This window comes from Barnesiella sp. ET7, assembly GCF_024733785.1.
Lineage (GTDB): Bacteria > Bacteroidota > Bacteroidia > Bacteroidales > Barnesiellaceae > Barnesiella > Barnesiella merdigallinarum.
Genome location: NZ_JANRHM010000001.1, coordinates 315,681 through 334,277, shown reverse-complemented (window position 1 = coordinate 334,277; position 18,597 = coordinate 315,681). Strand labels below are relative to the sequence as shown.

General features: G+C 53.7%; 14 protein-coding genes. 11 read left to right on the top strand and 3 right to left on the bottom strand.

What is annotated here, in order from left to right; translation table 11 throughout:
- Window positions 1-142: 142 nt before the first annotated feature.
- Window positions 143-730 carry a YqgE/AlgH family protein gene (locus tag NW211_RS01260; RefSeq protein ID WP_158096865.1) on the top strand — a complete coding sequence of 196 codons (588 nt, stop codon included), beginning with the start codon at window positions 143-145 and terminating at the stop codon, window positions 728-730.
- Here the strand turns inward: NW211_RS01260 and NW211_RS01255 are convergent.
- Genes NW211_RS01255 through recR form a run of 3 tightly spaced genes read right to left on the bottom strand, consistent with a single transcriptional unit; the run spans window position 727 to window position 3,119 of the window.
- Complete coding sequence (locus tag NW211_RS01255) at window positions 727-1,263, bottom strand: GNAT family N-acetyltransferase (protein WP_087409031.1); 537 nt, start codon at window positions 1,261-1,263, stop codon at window positions 727-729. The two genes, NW211_RS01260 and NW211_RS01255, sit on opposite strands and share 4 nt — an antisense overlap.
- Window positions 1,260-2,435: a glycosyltransferase family 2 protein gene (locus NW211_RS01250; protein ID WP_258326649.1), complete on the bottom strand. Its 1,176-nt coding sequence runs from the start codon at window positions 2,433-2,435 to the stop codon at window positions 1,260-1,262. The genes NW211_RS01255 and NW211_RS01250 overlap by 4 nt, the downstream gene beginning before the upstream one ends.
- Before the next feature lie 60 nt (window positions 2,436-2,495).
- Complete coding sequence (gene recR / locus NW211_RS01245; protein ID WP_087409033.1) at window positions 2,496-3,119, bottom strand: recombination mediator RecR; 624 nt, start codon at window positions 3,117-3,119, stop codon at window positions 2,496-2,498.
- A 688-nt stretch (window positions 3,120-3,807) separates the two neighbouring features.
- On the opposite strand from recR, the gene yihA reads away from it, so the two are divergent.
- The 10 genes from yihA to NW211_RS01195 all read left to right on the top strand — a co-directional run bounded on the left by yihA (window position 3,808) and on the right by NW211_RS01195 (window position 18,520).
- Window positions 3,808-4,425, top strand: coding sequence for a ribosome biogenesis GTP-binding protein YihA/YsxC (yihA, locus tag NW211_RS01240; protein ID WP_258326648.1), 618 nt, complete (start codon window positions 3,808-3,810; stop codon window positions 4,423-4,425).
- A 150-nt stretch (window positions 4,426-4,575) separates the two neighbouring features.
- Complete coding sequence (locus NW211_RS01235; RefSeq protein ID WP_258326647.1) at window positions 4,576-5,046, top strand: nucleoside deaminase; 471 nt, start codon at window positions 4,576-4,578, stop codon at window positions 5,044-5,046.
- 56 nt (window positions 5,047-5,102) lie between these two features.
- Window positions 5,103-5,567, top strand: a complete 465-nt coding sequence (locus tag NW211_RS01230) for a DUF4494 domain-containing protein (RefSeq protein ID WP_087408274.1) — start codon at window positions 5,103-5,105, stop codon at window positions 5,565-5,567.
- The gene (locus tag NW211_RS01225; RefSeq protein WP_258326646.1) at window positions 5,567-6,238 is read left to right on the top strand and encodes a YggS family pyridoxal phosphate-dependent enzyme; all 672 of its coding nucleotides are present in this window, start codon (window positions 5,567-5,569) and stop codon (window positions 6,236-6,238) included. The genes NW211_RS01230 and NW211_RS01225 overlap by 1 nt, the downstream gene beginning before the upstream one ends.
- Before the next feature lie 225 nt (window positions 6,239-6,463).
- Window positions 6,464-7,948 (top strand): MFS transporter, encoded by a 1,485-nt coding sequence (locus tag NW211_RS01220; protein WP_087408272.1) that lies wholly within the window; start codon window positions 6,464-6,466, stop codon window positions 7,946-7,948.
- A gap of 140 nt (window positions 7,949-8,088) precedes the next feature.
- Window positions 8,089-10,122 (top strand): transketolase, encoded by a 2,034-nt coding sequence (locus tag NW211_RS01215; RefSeq protein ID WP_258326645.1) that lies wholly within the window; start codon window positions 8,089-8,091, stop codon window positions 10,120-10,122.
- Between the two features lie 220 nt (window positions 10,123-10,342).
- The gene (locus NW211_RS01210) at window positions 10,343-11,518 is read left to right on the top strand and encodes an OmpA family protein (protein WP_258326644.1); all 1,176 of its coding nucleotides are present in this window, start codon (window positions 10,343-10,345) and stop codon (window positions 11,516-11,518) included.
- A gap of 277 nt (window positions 11,519-11,795) precedes the next feature.
- A complete protein-coding gene (locus NW211_RS01205) occupies window positions 11,796-12,974 on the top strand; it encodes an ATP-binding protein (RefSeq protein WP_162611671.1) in 1,179 nt (392 codons plus the stop codon).
- 44 nt (window positions 12,975-13,018) lie between these two features.
- The gene (gene nifJ / locus NW211_RS01200; protein WP_258326643.1) at window positions 13,019-16,582 is read left to right on the top strand and encodes a pyruvate:ferredoxin (flavodoxin) oxidoreductase; all 3,564 of its coding nucleotides are present in this window, start codon (window positions 13,019-13,021) and stop codon (window positions 16,580-16,582) included.
- Between the two features lie 474 nt (window positions 16,583-17,056).
- On the top strand, window positions 17,057-18,520 hold the full coding sequence (locus NW211_RS01195; RefSeq protein ID WP_258326642.1) for a chitobiase/beta-hexosaminidase C-terminal domain-containing protein: 1,464 nt from the start codon (window positions 17,057-17,059) through the stop codon (window positions 18,518-18,520).
- Window positions 18,521-18,597: the final 77 nt, after the last annotated feature.

Genomic DNA, 18,597 nt, shown 5'->3' with positions numbered 1-18,597 from the left:
TTATATCGTTTTGGGTGTCATAATCTTTAATTTATACCTGTTCTACATAGCGTTTTGTCCGATGAGGAGACGAAAATCGTCTCGGGTGTTTCAAATTCCGCCACTTTTTTGTAAGTTTGTAGAGATACAAACAGGAGGAGATATGCACATCGAGTCGTTACATATACGCCGACAGCTGATTGAGCCTCATCGGGGAGCTCTGCTGGTAGCCGAGCCCTTTCTCGACGAGGGGTGTTTCCGCCGGGCTGTCATCTGTCTGGCCGAATATTCCGAAAAGGGGGCCGTGGGATTCGTGCTCAACAGCCCTACACAATACCATTTGGACGAATTGCTCGAGGGGGTGGGACACATCCCTTCGATACCGGTCTATTGCGGTGGTCCGGTGGGTACCGACCACCTGTTTTTCCTGCACGACATCGCCTCGCTGCCCGGGGCGGTCGAGGTGGCGCCGGGGTTGTTTGCCAATGGCGATTTCGACATGCTGCTCGACTTCATGCGCAGCGACGAGAGTGTGTGCCGCCACGTGAAATTCCTCATCGGTTACAGCGGTTGGTCGCCCGGCCAGCTCGACGGCGAGCTGCGGCAAGAGTCGTGGGCGGTCACTACCATGCAGTCGGCAGCCAGTTGTCTGGCGGCGACCGACGATACTTTCTGGCGCGAGACGGTGCGCAGCATGGGCGAGGGGTATCTGTTGTGGCTCAACTCGCCGCAAGAGCCGTCGCTCAATTAGTCGTTTTCTGCGGGATTGATTTTCTGGAATACGAGGGCATCGGTATAGCCGTGAGGCAGCCGCACCCAGTCGGCCAGGTGGCCGCACTCCCTGAATCCGCAGGCGCGGAAGAGCCCCAGGCTGGCCGTGTTGCACACGGCAATATGCACATAGAGCTGGTGCAGATGCAGAAATCGGAAGGCATACTCCATGAAGGTTTCGAGCGCATCGCGGCCCAACCCCTGGCGGGTGCAGGCCGGGTCGACGAGCAGTCCGATGGCGGCCCGCCGGTTGGAGGCGTCGTAGTCGAAGCAGTCGATGAGTCCCACCCGCTCGAGGCTGTCGCGCCGTACAATCATCAGTCGCAGCTGGTTGTCGCGGGCGATGTCGGCCGTGTAATTCTCAATATAGCATTTGAGCAGGTAGCGCGACAACGGCGCTACGGTGCAGCCATGCTGCCACAGCGTGGTATCGTTTTCCCAGCGGTAGAGGATGTCGAGGTCTTCGGGTTCGAGAGCCCGTAGGGCAATCTGTTTTCCTGTGAGGTAGTTCATGGCCGGGAATGAATTTCTTTGGGTGAGACAATGACTTGCGCTTGCGGGTTGTAGATGAGGAATCGGTTGCGGTCGTGGCACCCCTGTTGCACGATGTCGATAATCTGGCGATAGGTGAGCAGCCCCGAGTCGAGCACGATGTAGCGCAGGGGCGACCCTTTGCGGGGGGCCGGCAGTTGTTGCATCGACTCTATGGTTGTGGCGCGGGGAGTGCCGGGTATGAGGCCGGCTACACGATCGGACTCACGGGAGAGGATATACCATTCGCCCCGTTCGCGCTTGTCGCCCTCGCCCTGCCTGCGACGGAAGGGGCGGAGCACAATACGGTGGGCGGCGGCCAGCAGGGCCCGGAAGAAGATCGAGAACTTCACCGCCAGGTAGTACCCCTTGCTGTAATGCGGGTAGTGCTTCTCGAAGAAGATGAGCATCGCCTCGTAGAAGATGCGCACGTAGCGCAGGCTCCCCTTCTTGGTGCTCTCGCCTTTGTAGTGGATGATGGGCGTGGGCAGGTAGTAGTTGTGGTACCCCGCCAGTACCAGCCGGTAGGAGAGGTCGATGTCCTCGCCATACATGAAGAAGCTCTCGTCGAGCAGACCGCTCTTGTCGAGCGTGGCCCGGCGCATGAACATGAAGGCCCCCGACAGGATGTCGATTTGGTGACACTCGTCGGGCGAGAGGTATTTCAGGTGATAGCGGCCGAAGAGGCGCGAATGGGGGAAGAGGGCCGACAGCCCGAAAATCTTGCAGAACGAGACCCACGGCGTGGGGAATCCCCGTTTCGACTCGGGCAAGAAACGGCCGTTGCCGTCGAGCATCTTCACCCCCACACCGCCGGCATCGGGGTGCGAGTCCATGAACTGGCACACCTCGTGCAGCGTATCTTCGGCAACGACGGTATCGGGGTTGAGCAGCAGGACGTACTGCCCCGTAGCCAGCTCCATGGCCTGGTTGTTGGCTCGGGCGAATCCCACGTTTTCGGTATTGGCGATGAATCGCACCTCGGGGAATCGGGGGGCGAGGTAGTCGAGCGAGTCGTCCTGCGAGTGGTTGTCGACCACGAAGATTTCGGCCTCCATGGGGTGAGCCGTCAGGGCAGCCCGTACCGACCGGAGCGCCTGCTCCAGAAAGTATTTCACCCGGTAGTTGACGATGACGATGCTGATTTTTACCACAGAATGCGACTCCTCTATTTTATATAATGTATAACGATACCCCGCCCGAAATAGTGTGCGCTATCCCTTGAAACTTTCGCTGAAGAGCGTGCGGTTGAGAATGGAGCGGCCCAGTGTGATTTCGTCGGTATACTCCAGCTCGCCGCCCACCGATACGCCCCGGGCGATGATGGTGATTTTCACGTCGAAGGGAGCCAGTTTGCGGAAGATGTAGAAGTTGGTCGTGTCGCCCTCCATCGTGGCGCTCAGGGCCAGAATCACCTCCTTGATACCGCCGGCCGCCACACGGTCGACGAGACTCTCTATTTCGAGGTCGGCCGGCCCGATGCCGTCCATGGGCGAGATGACACCCCCCAGCACATGGTATAGCCCGTGGAACTGACGGGTATTTTCGACCACCATCACCTCCTTTACATTCTCGACCACGCATATCGTCGAGGCGTCGCGCGACGGGTCGCTGCAGATGGCGCAGGTGTCGGTGTCCGATATGTTGTGGCACACGTGGCAGTGCTTGATCTCCTTGCACAGCTTGATGATGGTATTCCCGAATTTCTCGGCCTCGCCCTCCTCCTGCCGCAGCAGGTAGAGCACCAGGCGCAGCGCCGTTTTGCGGCCGATGCCCGGCAGCTTGGCAAACTCGCTCACTGCATTTTCGAGCAGAACCGAAGAGTATTGTTGATCCATACGAATAGTTTCCCTTTCGCGGCTCCCGACGAGGTGCGGCACTTCCGCCCCTCCGCAAAGCCGTGGTGCAAAGATAGTGAAAGGTGAGAGCAGAAAGCCAAGTTTACTTGAGCTTTTTGCCGAACCGACTCCTATTTTCGCAGTATGCAAAGATAGTGAAAGTCGAAAGCAGAAAAACAAGCTCGCTTGATTTTTATGCTGAGACGTATCCTTTCTTCTGAAAAGATAGTGAAAGGTGAGGGGAGAATAAAATATCGAAACTTGTTTCAGATATTTTTTATCCCGAGACGCATCCTGTCTTATGTAAAGATAGTGAAAGGTGAGGGGGAAAGGCAAACGAGAAAAGTTGTTTTTCAACTTTATCGATCCTTTCTACTGGACCCCGCGTCGCAGCGCGGGGTGACACGCGGTCATACCGCACCCCGATGCGGAATCCATGAAAAGATCAGGCAGGAGTGTCCGCCAAATCCATTCCTTTTACGTCCCACTCTGGGCCCCGCGTCGCAGCGCAGGGTGACGTACTGGTCATACCGCACCTCGATGCGGTATCCACCCGGTATGCTGTGCGACGGGTTGAGATTGAGCGTGTTGCCGGTCGTTCTCAACGTACAAACCGGGGACGAAAGTAGGAAATCCGGAAAAAGTCAGTATATTTGTCCTCCCTGAACATCTGAAAAAAGAGATTGATATGGAGATAAAAAACGCCAAGTTTGTGGTGAGCAGCAGTCGGGTGCAGGATTGCCCGTCGCATCGGTTGCCCGAGTATGCCTTTATCGGGCGCTCCAATGTGGGGAAGTCGTCGCTCATCAACATGCTCACCCGGCAGAAGGGGTTGGCCATGACCTCGGCCACGCCGGGAAAGACGATGCTCATCAACCACTTTCTCATCGACAACAGCTGGTATCTGGTCGACCTGCCCGGCTACGGCTATGCCCGCCGGGGCAAGGAGAGCCGCGAGGCACTGCGCAAGATGATCGAGGGGTATGCCCTCCATCGTCAGGAACTCACCTGCCTGTTTGTGCTGCTCGACTGCCGCCACAAGCCGCAACAGATAGACCTCGACTTCATACACTGGTTGGGCGAGAACGGCGTGCCCTTTGCCCTGGTCTTCACCAAGACCGACAAGGTGGGGCCCGTGGCCCTCAAGTCGGCCATCGAGCACTACAAACAGGTACTGCTCGAGACGTGGGAGGAGTTGCCCCCGGTCTTCGCCACCTCGTCGGAGCGGGGGAGCGGGCGCGACGAGCTGCTCGACTATATCGACCAGGTGAACCGTAGTCTGAAGGAGGCGGCCGATGCCGATTGAAATCGGAGGCGGGCGGCTCTTTTTCGGCGGGAGTTCTTTTGTTTCTCCCGATTTGATTCGTATCTTTGTATACCCAAGAGGGAAGATGTACCCTTGAGGCGGACTGTCGGGCAACCGGCACCGCATGTTTGAGTTTTTAATAGAGAAGATATGTGTAAAAAAGATACCTTTATGCGCGAGGCCATAGCCCTTTCGCTCGACAATATCGACCACGGCGGCGGTCCCTTCGGAGCCGTAATCGTGAAGGATGGCCGGATAATCGCCCGGGGAGCCAACCGGGTGACGGCCTCGAACGACCCTACGGCTCATGCCGAGGTGAATGCCATTCGCGAGGCGGCCCGCGTGCTGGGTACCTTCGACCTGAGCGGGTGCGAGATATACACCTCGTGCGAGCCCTGCCCCATGTGTCTGGGGGCCATCTATTGGGCGCACCTCGACAAGGTCTATTACGGCAACACCAAGGCCGATGCCAAGGCTATCGGGTTCGACGACTCGTTTATTTACGACGAGTTGGCTCTGCCGATGGATGAGCGGCACTTGAAGGCCATCCCCCTCATGCACGACGAGGCCATCAAGGCTTTCGAGAAGTGGGAGAACAAAAGCGACAAAATAGAATATTAACCGATATAACGAACCACCGGGGGTGCGCAGCACCTCCTTTTTTTGAATAGAAACGTATGGCAAACTGGTTTGAATGCAGAGTCAAATATGACAAGATGCTGGAAAACGGCATGCAGAAGAAAGTAACGGAACCCTATCTGGTCGATGCCCTCTCCTTTACCGAGGCCGAGGCGCGCATCATCGAAGAGGTGTCGCCCTTTATCTCGGGCGAGTTTTCGGTGTCGGCCGTGAAGCGGGCCAACTTCAGCGAGCTCTTCTTCGACGAGACGGGCGACCGCTGGTACAAGTGTAAAATCAATTTCATCACCCTCGACGAGAAGAGCGGCATGGAGAAACGCACCGCATCGTACATGCTGGTGCAGGCTGCCGACTTTGAGACCGCACTCAAGAATCTGAATGCCGGCATGAAGGGCACCATGGCCGACTGGGTAATCGTGTCGATTGCCGAGACCCCGCTCATGGATGTCTATCCGTTTAATCCCGAAGGCAAGACGCAGGAGGAGGACCGACCGAAAGAGTGATGAACGAAATCGCGCAACATATAGCCAACATACGACAGGAGCTGCCGGCGGGTACCCGCCTGGTGGCCGTGTCGAAGTTTCACCCCGCCGAGGCCCTGATGGAGGCCTACGAGTCGGGACAACGCATCTTTGGCGAGAGCCGGGTGCAGGAGCTCGTGGGCAAGTACGAGGCGCTGCCCAAGGATATCGAGTGGCACTTCATAGGCCACCTGCAAACCAACAAGGTGAAATATATCGTCCCCTTCATCTCCCTCATTCACAGTGTCGACAGCGAGAAGCTGCTGGGCGTGATCGACAGCGAGGCAACCAAGTGCGGCCGGGTGGTCGATTGTCTGCTCGAGATACATGTGGCCCGCGAGGAGAGCAAGTATGGATTCACCCCCGAGTCGTGCCGCGAGTGGCTGAGCGGGAAGCCCCTGGAGCGGTATCCGCATGTGCGGGTGTGCGGTCTCATGGGTATGGCCACGCTCACCGACGACGAGGCCGAGGTAGACCGGGAGTTCGGCGAGCTGAAGAGTCTGTTTGACGAACTGAGGGCCTCGGGTACGGTCGACGCTGCAGCCTTTACCGAGTTGTCGATGGGTATGTCGCACGACTACCGGCTGGCTCTGCGGCATGGCAGTACGCTGGTGCGCATAGGTACTTCGATATTCGGCGAGCGGGTCTATTGAGCAGGCCCGCTCGTCTGCTTGAAAGAGTGTTTGACCATGAAATTTATGTTTAAGAACATATATTTGTTGTGTTCGTAGCTGAATAATAAGCATTACTTTTGTCCTTAATTTTAAGTTTTCCAGAAAAACAGAAGGCCGAAAAAGAATTCACGTGAATAGACACACACATATATCAATAGAGACATTTATATTATTCTAAATACATTAAAATTAAAATCTTATAAAATGAGTACAGATCAGAAAAACAAGGGGAAAATTATTGCCATTATCGCAATGATGTTCCTGTTTGCAATGATTGCTTTCGTCACTAATCTGGCGGCACCGTTTGGACTTATCTGGGGTAACCAGTATTCGTGGGCCGGCATGATGGGTAACATGATGAACTTTTTGGCCTATCTGTTTATGGGTGTACCTGCGGGTACGATGCTGGTGAAAATCGGTTACAAGAAAACAGCTCTTACGGCTATGGCCGTAGGTTTCGTGGGCCTCTTTATTCAGTATTTGTCGAGTGTTGTCGGTGCCGATACGGCTCTCTTCTCCGTAGGGGGACAAGAGGTGTATCTGAACCTGATTATCTATCTGTTGGGTGCCTTCATCTGCGGTTTCTGCGTATGTATGCTCAACACCGTGGTAAACCCCATGCTGAACCTGCTCGGTGGTGGCGGTAACAAAGGTAACCAGTTGATTCAAACCGGTGGTACCCTCAACTCGCTGGCCGCTACGCTTACCCCGCTCTTCGTGGGTGTGCTCATCGGTTCGGTAACCGACAAGACCGCCATGAGCGACGTGACTCCGCTGCTCTTCATCGCCATGGCCGTGTTTGCCGTTTCGTTCATTATCATCTCGGCGATTGCCATCCCTGAACCTCACCTGGCCAAGAAGGGTGAGCCCCAAGAGAAATTCGAGCATAGCCCGCTGGCCTTCCGTCACACGTTGCTGGGTGTGATTGCCATCTTCCTCTATGTAGGTATCGAGGTAGGTATCCCCGCTCAGTTGAACTTCTTCATGGCCGATACGAGTGCCAAGGGTGCCGGTATTCTGGTGAACGGGGCCGCCATCGGTGGTGCCATCGTGGCCATCTACTGGTTGCTGATGCTGGTAGGCCGTTTCTTGAGTAGCTTGATCAGCGGCAAGGTTTCGACCCGCGCTCAGTTGATAGCCGTTTCGTCGGTAGCCATTGTCCTCACGTTGATTGCCATCTTCACGCCCAAAACCGTAGGTTTCGATGTACCGAAGTTTGTATACGACCCGGCCAAAAAGACCGTCGAGCTTCTGGAGAATGCCGGTATCCCGGCTGCCGAGGCCGAGGCTTTCGTGGCCAATCCCTCTGCCGAATTCCTGGAGCAAAATGCCGCAGCCTTGGCTACGGAGAAGATGACTCCCGAGTCGGTGATGAAATCGCTCGAAACGCCCAAGGTTCCCCTGAGTGCCCTCTTCCTGGTACTCTGCGGTCTGTGCACCTCGGTGATGTGGGGTGGTATCTTCAACCTCGCAGTCGAAGGTCTGGGCAAATACACGGCCAAGGCTTCGGGTATCTTCATGGCCATGGTAGTGGGTGGCGGTGTGATGCCGTTTATCCAGAACATGCTCTCGGGTAGCTTCGGCTATCTGGCCAGCTATTGGCTGGTAATTGCCATGTTGGCATACCTGCTGTACTATGGCCTGATCGGTTGCAAGAATGTCAATACCGATATTCCTACCGAAGATTGATCGACTATTTGTCTATCGCATAAATATATAGATAAAAGAGAGTGGGGCCGGAGCCTCGCTCTCTTTTTCTTTTTGAGAACTTTTGTCTGTTTTTGTAGGTTTATACTCGCGAATTGTATTATTTTTGTAAAAAAAATTCCATGAACGATACGAGCTTGTTGAACAGAGCGGCTGACAATATAAGAGTATTGACGGCAGCAATGGTTGAAAAGGCCAAATCGGGACACCCCGGCGGAGCCATGGGTGGTGCCGATTTTACCAATGTGTTGTATTCCGAGTTTCTGGTGTATGATCCTGAGGATCCGCAATGGATCAATCGGGACCGTTTCTTCCTGGATCCCGGGCACATGTCCCCTATGTTGTACAGCGTGCTGGCGATGGCGGGTTTCTATACGATGGACGATTTGAAATCGTTCCGCCAGTGGGGCAGCATTACGCCGGGGCACCCCGAAGTCGATGTGAAACATGGTATCGAAAATACCTCGGGTCCGCTGGGGCAGGGGCACACGATGGCTGTGGGCGCAGCGATTGCCGAGCGCTTCATGGCTGCTCGTTTCGGCGAGTGGTGCAGCCATAAGATCTATGCGTTTATCTCCGACGGTGGTATACAGGAAGAGATTTCGCAGGGAGCCGGTCGTGTAGCCGGGTTCCTGGGGTTGCACAACCTGATTATGTTTTTCGACAGCAACGACGTGCAGCTCTCGACCGATACCGATGCGGTGACCGACGAAGATACGGCTGCCAAATATCGGGCGTGGAACTGGAATGTCATCGAGATAGACGGGTGCGACCCTGCGGCCATTCGCGATGCCTTGGCTCTGGCCAACCGCGAGACCGAACGCCCCACGCTCATCATTGGCAAGACCATCATGGGCCGTGGCTGCGTGACGGCTACAGGCGAGAAGTTCGAAGGTAAATATTCTACGCACGGGCAACCCTTGAGCAAATCGGGCGCTTCGTACGAAAAGACGGTTGAAAATTTGGGCGGAAACGTAGAGAATCCGTTCGTGATATTCCCCGAGGTAGCCGACCTGTATGCCCGTCGGGCCGAGGAACTGAAAAAGATTGTGGCCGAGCGCAAGGCCGTGCAGGCCGCCTGGGAGAAGGAGAATCCCGAACTGGCTGCCGAGCTGCACGACTTCTATGCCGGCAAATTGCCCGAACTCGATTTCGCTTCGATTGAGTACAAGCCCAATGTGGCTACCCGTACGGCTTCGGCCAACGTGCTCTCGTATCTGGGCGAGCGGGTGAAAAATATGGTGGTTTCGTCGGCCGACCTGGCCAATTCAGACAAGACCGAGGCCTTCTTGAAGAAGACCGGTGCTTTCTCGAAAGGAAATTTCAAAGGTGCCTTCCTGCACGCCGGTGTAGCCGAGCTCACCATGGCTTCGATTATGAACGGCATTTTGCTGCACGGCGGCATGCAGGCCGCTTGCGGTACCTTCTTTGTATTCTCGGACTATATGAAACCTGCCGTGCGCATGGCTGCCCTGATGGAGCTGCCGGTGAAGTATGTGTGGACACACGACGCATTCCGGGTGGGCGAAGACGGGCCTACTCACGAGCCCGTAGAGCAAGAGGCACAAATCCGGCTTTTGGAACAGCTGAAAAACCACAGCGGAAAGAACAGCGTATTGGTGTTGCGCCCGGCCGACAGTGCCGAGACGTTGGTCGCCTGGAAGCTGGCGATGGAGAACAACGATACGCCTACGGCCTTGATTCTGTCGCGGCAGGATGTGCCCGACCTGCCTTCGGCTACGGGCAACCGTTATGCCGATGCCTTGCAGGCCGAGAAGGGCGCCTATGTGTTGATGCGCGACGAGAACCCCGATGTGGTGCTGGTTGCCAACGGTTCAGAGGTGTCGACTCTGGTCGGTGCGAGCGAGATACTGCACGGTCAGGGAGTAAGAGTACAAATCGTATCGGTGCCCTCGATCGGGCTCTTCCTCGACCAGCCGCAGTCGTATCGCGAGGCTGTAATCCCTGCCGGCTTGCCCGTATTCGGGTTGACGGCCGGTTTGCCCTCGACGCTGTTGCCGGTTGTGGGTACAGGTGGTAAGATTTACGGGCTGGACCGCTTCGGTTATTCGGCTCCCTATAAGGTGCTCGACGAGAAATTGGGCTTTACACCCGATCATATTGCGCACGAAATAGCTTCATACATTGGTAAATAAAGGTTGAAACTATTGCCATATTTGACCGAAATCGCTTCTCTGGAATACGGAGAAGCGATTTTCTTGTAAATTTAAATAAAAATTGTTTGCTGAGTAAAAAAAAACGTGTACCTTTATCCGAAAATTTAGTTGGGTCTATGACGCAATCTGCTCTATTCCTTGAAAGAAGAGGGTCGGATTGCCGATATTAAAGTAGTTTTAATTAAAAAAAGGAAAAAGTATGAAGAAGACTGTATTTGCGGTTTTGCTTATGGCTACTGGAGTAGCAACGCCGGCAATGCTTGCAGCAGCTCCCCAGGAGGAAGCTAAAACAGAATCTTCCAAAGAGATTGTCTTGAATAGCTTTAAGGACAATTGGATGATTTCGCTTGAGGGCGGAGCCGATTTTAGCTTGGGACGTTTTGATAGTAATGCCTCTTTTGGCAAACGTATCGCCCCTGTGTTTGGACTGAATGTTGAGAAATGGTTCTCACCTATTATCGGTTTGCGTTTGGGCGCCGATTATTACGGAATCAAAGGTGCTGCTTTGTGGGGTAATGGTCTCAGTGGAGAGATGCTCGACAACACCTATTATAAACAATCGTATGGCCTTATTGTTCCCGGTCTCGATGTGATGGGTGACTTGGCGAGTCTGTTCTGTGGTTATCGCGAACGCGTTTATTCGCCTATCCTGTACGTCGGTATGAGTGTCCCTGTAGGCATATCGGGCGAAGGTGATATTCCCAGTTGGGCCAACATGGGTATGCGTGGTGGTTTGCTCAACCGCTTCCGCTTGAGCGATGCTTGGGCCATCAACCTCGATTTGCGTTTCGACGTATTGGAAACGACCGTTTCTAATGAAGGAAATCACGGCAAAGCGTTTTCGGCTTTGGTAGGTGTAACCTACAAATTCAAAAATCGTGGATGGAAGTCGCCCGAGATTCCTGTTGTAGCACCGGTTGCAGGCAAATATAGCGATGCCGAAGGCGATGCTCTGGTAGCTCAGTTGCGCGATGCCAACCGCAAGATTGCCAACCTCGAGCAACAATTGGCCGAGTGCAAGAATCGTCCGGCCGAGAAAGTGGTTGAAGAACCTGCTCCCGTAGTTACGGTTTACTACAACATCAACAGCTCGGAACTGCAATCGAAAGACCGCGTAGTGTTGAGAGCCGTAGCGAAAGCCATCAAGGCTAACGAAGGCAAGAAATATGTCATCACCGGTTATGCCGACAGCGAAACGGGTACGGCTGCCTTCAATGCCAAACTGCGCAAGGCTCGTGCCGAAAGAGTTTACGATGCTTTGGTTTCTTACGGTGTAAATCCCGACCAACTGGAGCAAAAGACCAGCGATGCCAAACTCGATCGCTTCGGTTCTTATATCCTCGACCGTGCCGCTACTATTTCGCCGGCTGAGTAATTACTGCACAAGAGAACAAAACACAATAGGGGGAGAGGTTGCTGAATGGCAGCCTCTCTCTTTTTTTGTTTCTCCTTGAGAGAGGCTCTCCCGGTTGAATGGAGTGTCTCGCAAAGCCCCGTCGGGTGGGAGAAGGGGATGAAAATCGAGAGAACAGAGAGAGTTGAAAGAATGTTAAAATCGGATGTAAACTCCACAATCTCACTATAAATTGCAAAGTCGGCTTGCCAAAATAGTCGGGTTTTATTATCTTTGCCCCCTGTTTAAGAGAGAAGCCGTGGAATCGTTTTATAGAACACACAAGTATCTCGTTGAGCATGTCGAGTCGCCGGTCAAACGCGACTTGATGTATCAAATCAACAAAAACAGCCGTCTGGTAGGCATCAAGGGCAGTCGGGGAGTGGGCAAGACCACCTTTCTGTTGCAGTATGCCAAGGAAAATTACGGCTTGGACCGGTCGTGCCTGTATATCAATCTCAATAACCTATACTTTACGGAGCATACGTTGAGGGAGTTTGCCGAGCGCTTTTACAGTCAGGGCGGCCGGGTGCTGCTCATCGACCAGGTGTTCAAGTATCCCGGATGGTCCGAAGAGCTGAAATACTGCTACGATACTTTCCCCGAGTTGAAGATTATCTTCTCCGGTTCGTCGGTGATGCGGTTGAAAGAGGAGAATCCCGTGCTGGCCGGCCTGGTCGACTCGTACAACCTGCGGGGCTTCTCGTTCAGAGAGTATCTGAATCTGATGGCTTCGACCCGGTTCCCCGCCTACACGCTCGACGACATCATGGCCCATCACAAGACGATAGCTCAAGAGATTTGCAGTCAGGTCAATCCGCTCGATTACTTCCCCGGCTATCTGCACCACGGTTACTATCCGTTCTTCCTCGATAAGACCAACTTCTCGGAAAATCTGGTGAAGAACATCAACATGATTATGGAGGTCGATATACTCCTGATCAAGCAGATAGAGTTGTCGTATCTGCCCAAGGTGCGGCGGCTCATGTACCTGCTCTCGGTGCAGTCGCCGGCGCCCACCAATGTGAGTCAGTTGAGCAAGGACATACAGATTTCGCGGGCCACGGTGATGAACTACATCAAGAGCCTGAAGGATGCCCGGCTCATCAACATGCTCTATCGCGATGGCGAAGAGTTTCCCAAGAAGCCGGCCATGGTCTATATGCACAATACCAACATCATATACTCCAACCGCTCGGTCGAGGCCGACGATCAGGCTGTGCGCGAGACCTTTTTCTACAATACGTTGCACAAGGATCACCGGTTGAACATGGGCAGCAAGAACGCTCAGTTCCTGGTCAATCGCGAGCAGTTGTTCCGTGTTCAGGGCAATGTGCCCCGCAGCCGCATCAATCCCAATTTCTATTATGCCATAGACAATATGAAGATTGGAAGCGAAAACTTGATACCTTTGTGGCTGTTTGGGTTTGTATATTGATATAGAGATGAAAAAACAATACTAATTACTTAATAACAGTAAAGATGAGTAAACAGAAAAAATTCTTAACTTGTGATGGTAACCAAGCCGCTGCACATATCTCGTATATGTTTTCCGAGGTGGCTGCCATCTATCCTATCACTCCCTCTTCGACGATGGCCGAGTATGTAGACGAATGGGCTGCTGCCGGTCGTAAAAACATCTTCGGCGAGACGGTTCTCGTACAAGAGATGCAGTCGGAGGGCGGTGCTGCCGGAGCCGTTCACGGTTCGTTGCAGGCCGGTGCCTTGACGACTACCTACACGGCATCGCAAGGTCTTTTGCTGATGATCCCCAACATGTACAAGATTGCCGGTGAGTTGCTCCCCTGCGTGTTCCATGTATCGGCTCGTACATTGGCCTCTCACTCACTCTCTATTTTCGGTGACCACCAGGATGTGATGTCGACTCGTCAGACCGGTTTCGCCATGTTGTGCGAAGGTTCGGTTCAAGAGGTGATGGACCTGGCCGGTGTCGCTCACTTGTCTACGATTCGTTCGCGTGTACCGTTTATCAACTTCTTCGACGGTTTCCGTACTTCGCACGAGATTCAGAAAATCGAAGCTCTCGACAACGAAGACCTGGCTCCGCTCATCGACCAAGAGGCTTTGGCCGAGTTCCGCGCCCGCGCTTTGAACCCCGAGAAACCGGTTATGCGCGGTATGGCCGAGAACCCCGATACCTTCTTCCAGCATCGTGAGGCTTCCAACAAATATTACGAGGCTGTACCGGCTATCGTAGAGGACTACATGCAGAAAATCAACGAAATCACGGGCCGTGACTACCACCTGTTCAACTACTACGGTGCCGAGGATGCCGACCGCGTAATCATCGCCATGGGTTCGGTAACCGAGGCTGCCCGCGAAGCTATCGACTACCTCATGGTCAAGGGCGAGAAGGTAGGTTTGGTAGCCGTTCACCTGTATCGTCCCTTCTCGGCCGAGCACTTCCTGGCTGCTGTGCCCAAGACGGCAAAACGCATTGCCGTACTCGACCGTACCAAAGAGCCCGGTTCGAACGGTGAGCCCCTCTACCTCGATGTAAGAGACGTATTCTACGGCAAGGCCGATGCCCCGCTGATCGTAGGCGGCCGCTACGGTTTGGCTTCGAAAGATACTACCCCGACTCAAATCCTGTCGGTTTACGAAAACCTCGCATTGCCCGAGCCTAAAGATCACTTCACCATCGGTATCGTCGACGACGTTACCTTTACCTCGCTGCCCCCGAAAGAGGAGCTGGCTCTCGGTGGCGAAGGCATGTTCGAGGCCAAGTTCTACGGTTTGGGTGCCGACGGTACGGTAGGTGCCAACAAGAACTCGGTAAAAATCATCGGCGACAACACCGACAAATATTGCCAGGCTTACTTCTCCTACGACTCGAAGAAGTCGGGTGGTTTCACCTGCTCGCACCTGCGTTTCGGCGATACCCCCATCCGCTCGACCTACCTGGTAAATACGCCTAACTTCGTGGCTTGCCACGTTCAGGCCTACCTGCACATGTACGATGTATTGCGCGGTATCCGTCCCAACGGTACCTTCCTGCTCAATACCATCTGGACGGCCGACGAACTGGTAAAACACCTGCCCAACAACGTAAAACGTACGTTGGCTCAGAAGAACATCTCGTTCTATACCATCAACGCTACGAAGATTGCTCAGGAAATCGGTTTGGGCAACCGCACCAACACCATCCTGCAATCGGCCTTCTTCCGTATCACCGAGGTTATCCCGGTCGACCTGGCTATCGAGCAGATGAAGAAATTCATCGTGAAGTCGTATGGCAAGAAGGGTGAAGATGTAGTCAACAAGAACTACGCTGCCGTAGACCGTGGTGGTGAATACGAAAAAGTTACCGTTGATCCCGCATGGGCCAACCTTCCCGACGACGAGGCCGTTGAAAGCAAGGCTCCCGAATTTGTAGAGAAGGTGGTGAAAGTCATCAACGCACAAGCCGGTGACGACCTGCCCGTTTCGGCCTTCTCGGGTATCGAGGACGGTACTTGGCCTGCCGGCACCGCCAAATACGAAAAACGCGGTGTATCTACTTTCGTTCCCGTATGGAACAACGCCAACTGTATCCAATGTAACAAGTGTGCCTACGTTTGTCCTCACGCTTCGATTCGTCCGTTCGTTCTCGATGCAGACGAGCTCGCCGCTTCGCCTTTCAAAGAGGGTGAGACGCTCGAGATGAAGGTACCTGCCACGATGAAGGGCATGCACTTCCGCATGCAGGTCGATGTGCTCGACTGTCTGGGTTGCGGCAACTGTGTCGATGTATGTCCGGGCAACAAGAACGGCAAGGCTCTCTCGATGGCCGATCTGGAAAGCCAGTTGAGCGAAGCTCCCCGCTGGGAATATTGTGCCGACCACGTGAAGAGCAAACAACACCTGGTAGACATCAAGTCGAATGTGAAGAACTCGCAGTTCGCTACGCCGTTGTTCGAATTCTCGGGCGCTTGCTCGGGTTGCGGCGAGACTCCGTATGTGAAACTCATTTCGCAACTCTTCGGCGACCGTGAGATGGTATCCAACGCCACGGGTTGCTCGTCGATCTATTCGGGTTCGATTCCTTCGACTCCCTATACCACCAACGAAAAAGGTAAAGGTGTGGCTTGGGCCAACTCGTTGTTCGAAGACTTCTGCGAGTTCGGTCTGGGTATGACGCTCGCCGTAGAGAAGATGCGCGACCGTCTGGCCAAACTCATGAACCAGGCTATCGAAAGCGACAGCTGTCCGGCCGAGACCAAAGAGCTCTTTGCCGACTGGATTGCCAACCGTGAGGATACCGACCGCACCGTCGAGCTCGAGGCCAAAATCACGCCCATCGTGAAGGCTAACGCCGACAAGTGCGAAATCTGCAAGGAGATTGCATCGCTCAGCCAGTACCTCATCAAGAAATCGCAATGGATTATCGGTGGCGACGGTGCTTCGTACGACATCGGTTTCGGTGGTCTCGACCACGTATTGGCTTCGGGCAAGAATGTCAACGTGCTGGTACTCGATACCGAGGTTTACTCCAACACCGGCGGTCAGGCTTCGAAAGCTACCCCTGTCGGCGCCATCGCCAAATTTGCCGCAGCCGGCAAACGCGTACGTAAGAAAGACCTCGGCCTTATCGCCTCGACCTACGGCTATGTATACTGTGCTCAGGTAGCCATGGGGGCCGACCAGGCTCAAACCTTGAAGGCTATCCGCGAAGCCGAGGCTTACAACGGTCCTTCGATTATCATCGCTTACGCTCCCTGTATCAACCACGGTCTGAAGGCCGGTATGGGTAAATCGCAGGCCGAAGAGGCTGCTGCCGTAGCTTGCGGTTACTGGCACCTGTGGCGTTACAACCCCGAGTTGGAAGCCGAGGGCAAGAACCCCTTCACGCTCGACAGCAAAGAGCCCGACTGGTCGAAGTTCCAAGACTTCCTCAAAGGCGAGGTTCGTTTCGCTTCGGTGATGAAACAATATCCCAACGAGGCTGCCGAACTGTTCAAGGCTGCCGAAGACAATGCAAGATGGCGTTACAACAACTACCGTCGTCTGGCCAAACAGCAATGGGGTGTTGAACAGGAAGACTAAAAACACAAGACGCGTTTAGTCGCACCATAAAAACCGGGAGGTCCGGGGCCTGTAAAGGTCTCGGACCTCTTTTTTTAAGACTTTTTCGTTTATAAATCGAGGCGCATGCGGGTAGATGCCTAATGGGTGTCGTCTCGAAAATTCCGGTCTATAAAATAAAGATATTTATTTATCGGGGCTCTTTATCCTGGTCGTGTATCTGTAACGGGGCGATATGTGATGAGGCAGGGGCATTGTATCGATAGGGTGTTTAGAGGCTTTATGTATGAATAGTGTTATGTCTGAGGACTGAGGTACGGGGAGATGCAATACATTTCATGAATATGTTGTAACTGCAACGGCGACATCGTCAGATATACCTCTACACTCGACGGCTATGACAAGGACCGCATTCTGCACACGGTTCCCAACCACGCTACCGAAAGACAAAACGTATCGCTCTTCCTCAGCTACGACGAAGGTGAAACCTGGCCCGTGAAGAAGACGCTTTGCGCTACCGGTTCGGCCTACTCGTCAATCGCTATTCTCGAGGATGGTACGATAGGTGTATATGTCGAAGAGAACTACAACACGACAGATTACAGCACCTATTTCCTGAATGTTTCGCTCGACTGGCTCACCGACAACGCCGATACCTATACCGAACCTTCGGGTATGGAAGCTGTCGCTACTCCCGTATTCTCGCTGGAGAGTGGATACTATACCGAGGAACAAACCCTCACGATTACGACCGAGACCGAAGATGCTCAAATCTACTATACGCTCGACGATACGACTCCGACTACCGAATCGACCCTCTATGAAGGCCCGATTACGTTGAACGAGACGGTTACCGTCAAAGCCATTGCCGTGAAAGAGGGCATGTCGAACAGTGTGATGGCCTCGGCTACCTATACTTTCCTGACCGGATGGGAACAACCTACCGGTACGATTCATGCGACCGAGAATCGTTATGTAACTTCGGCCACTACGACCGATGCCGTTGAAAATCTCGATTACACCCAGTCGAGCAAACCTTCGACCGTGTTTATCGATACGCAGGCTCCCTTTACGGTAGAGGCCGGTCAGACCTTTACTCTGCGTGTACAATGTACGGCTCAGATGATCTGGTGTCATGCCGTTCTCTTTGCCGACTGGAACCGCGACTACGACTTCAACGACGAGGGCGAGATGATCGAGCGAGTAGGTAAAGAGCCGTTTGAAGACAGCAATCTGTCCTCCAATGGTAATACCATGATGAAAGATTTCTCGGTCGATATCACCGTTCCTGCCGATGCCAAGATTGCCGAGACTCGTTTGAGAATTCAGTTTACGGATGCATGGCATAAGAAAGATGACCAAGGCCATACCCACACGGCTATGGATGCTATCGACAAGGGTGGTTGCTACGACTTCGTGATGAATATCGTGGAGCCTGCTCCCGTAGACTTGGCCGTGTTGACTCTCAACTCGCCCGCCAACGGTACCATCGAGGTTCGCTATGCCGGTGAAGATGCTTTGCTCAACAACAACGACGAGATAATCGTGGGTGAACAAGTAGAGATTACCTTGATTCCCGACGAGAATTACCAGGTAGCCAGCCTCATGGTAAACTCGGTCGATAGAACGGCCGACGTGGTGGACAACAAACTCACCGTTGATGTACCGGCCGAAAGCCTCGATATTGAAGCTGAGTTCGAAGATATTCCTTCGGCAATCGATGGCAATCGGGCTGCCCAAATGACGGTTTATCCCACGATGTTTACGAGTGAGATCAACCTCAACTCGACAGCCGCCGGCGAAGCCTGTGTATACGATTTGGCCGGTCGTTTGCTGAAACGTGTAGCCGTGAGCGAAGGTGAAAACAGAATAGAAGCCAATACGCTTCCTGCCGGTAGCATGATTCTGGTTGTGACTACCGACGAGGGTTCGAAGAGCTTCCGTGTAGTGAAAAAGTAAGAAGAAGTGATGTGCTGCTGTTTCCCGTTTGACGGGAAGCGGAGATAAAACGGGAGGTTTGCCGGATTCGGCAGACC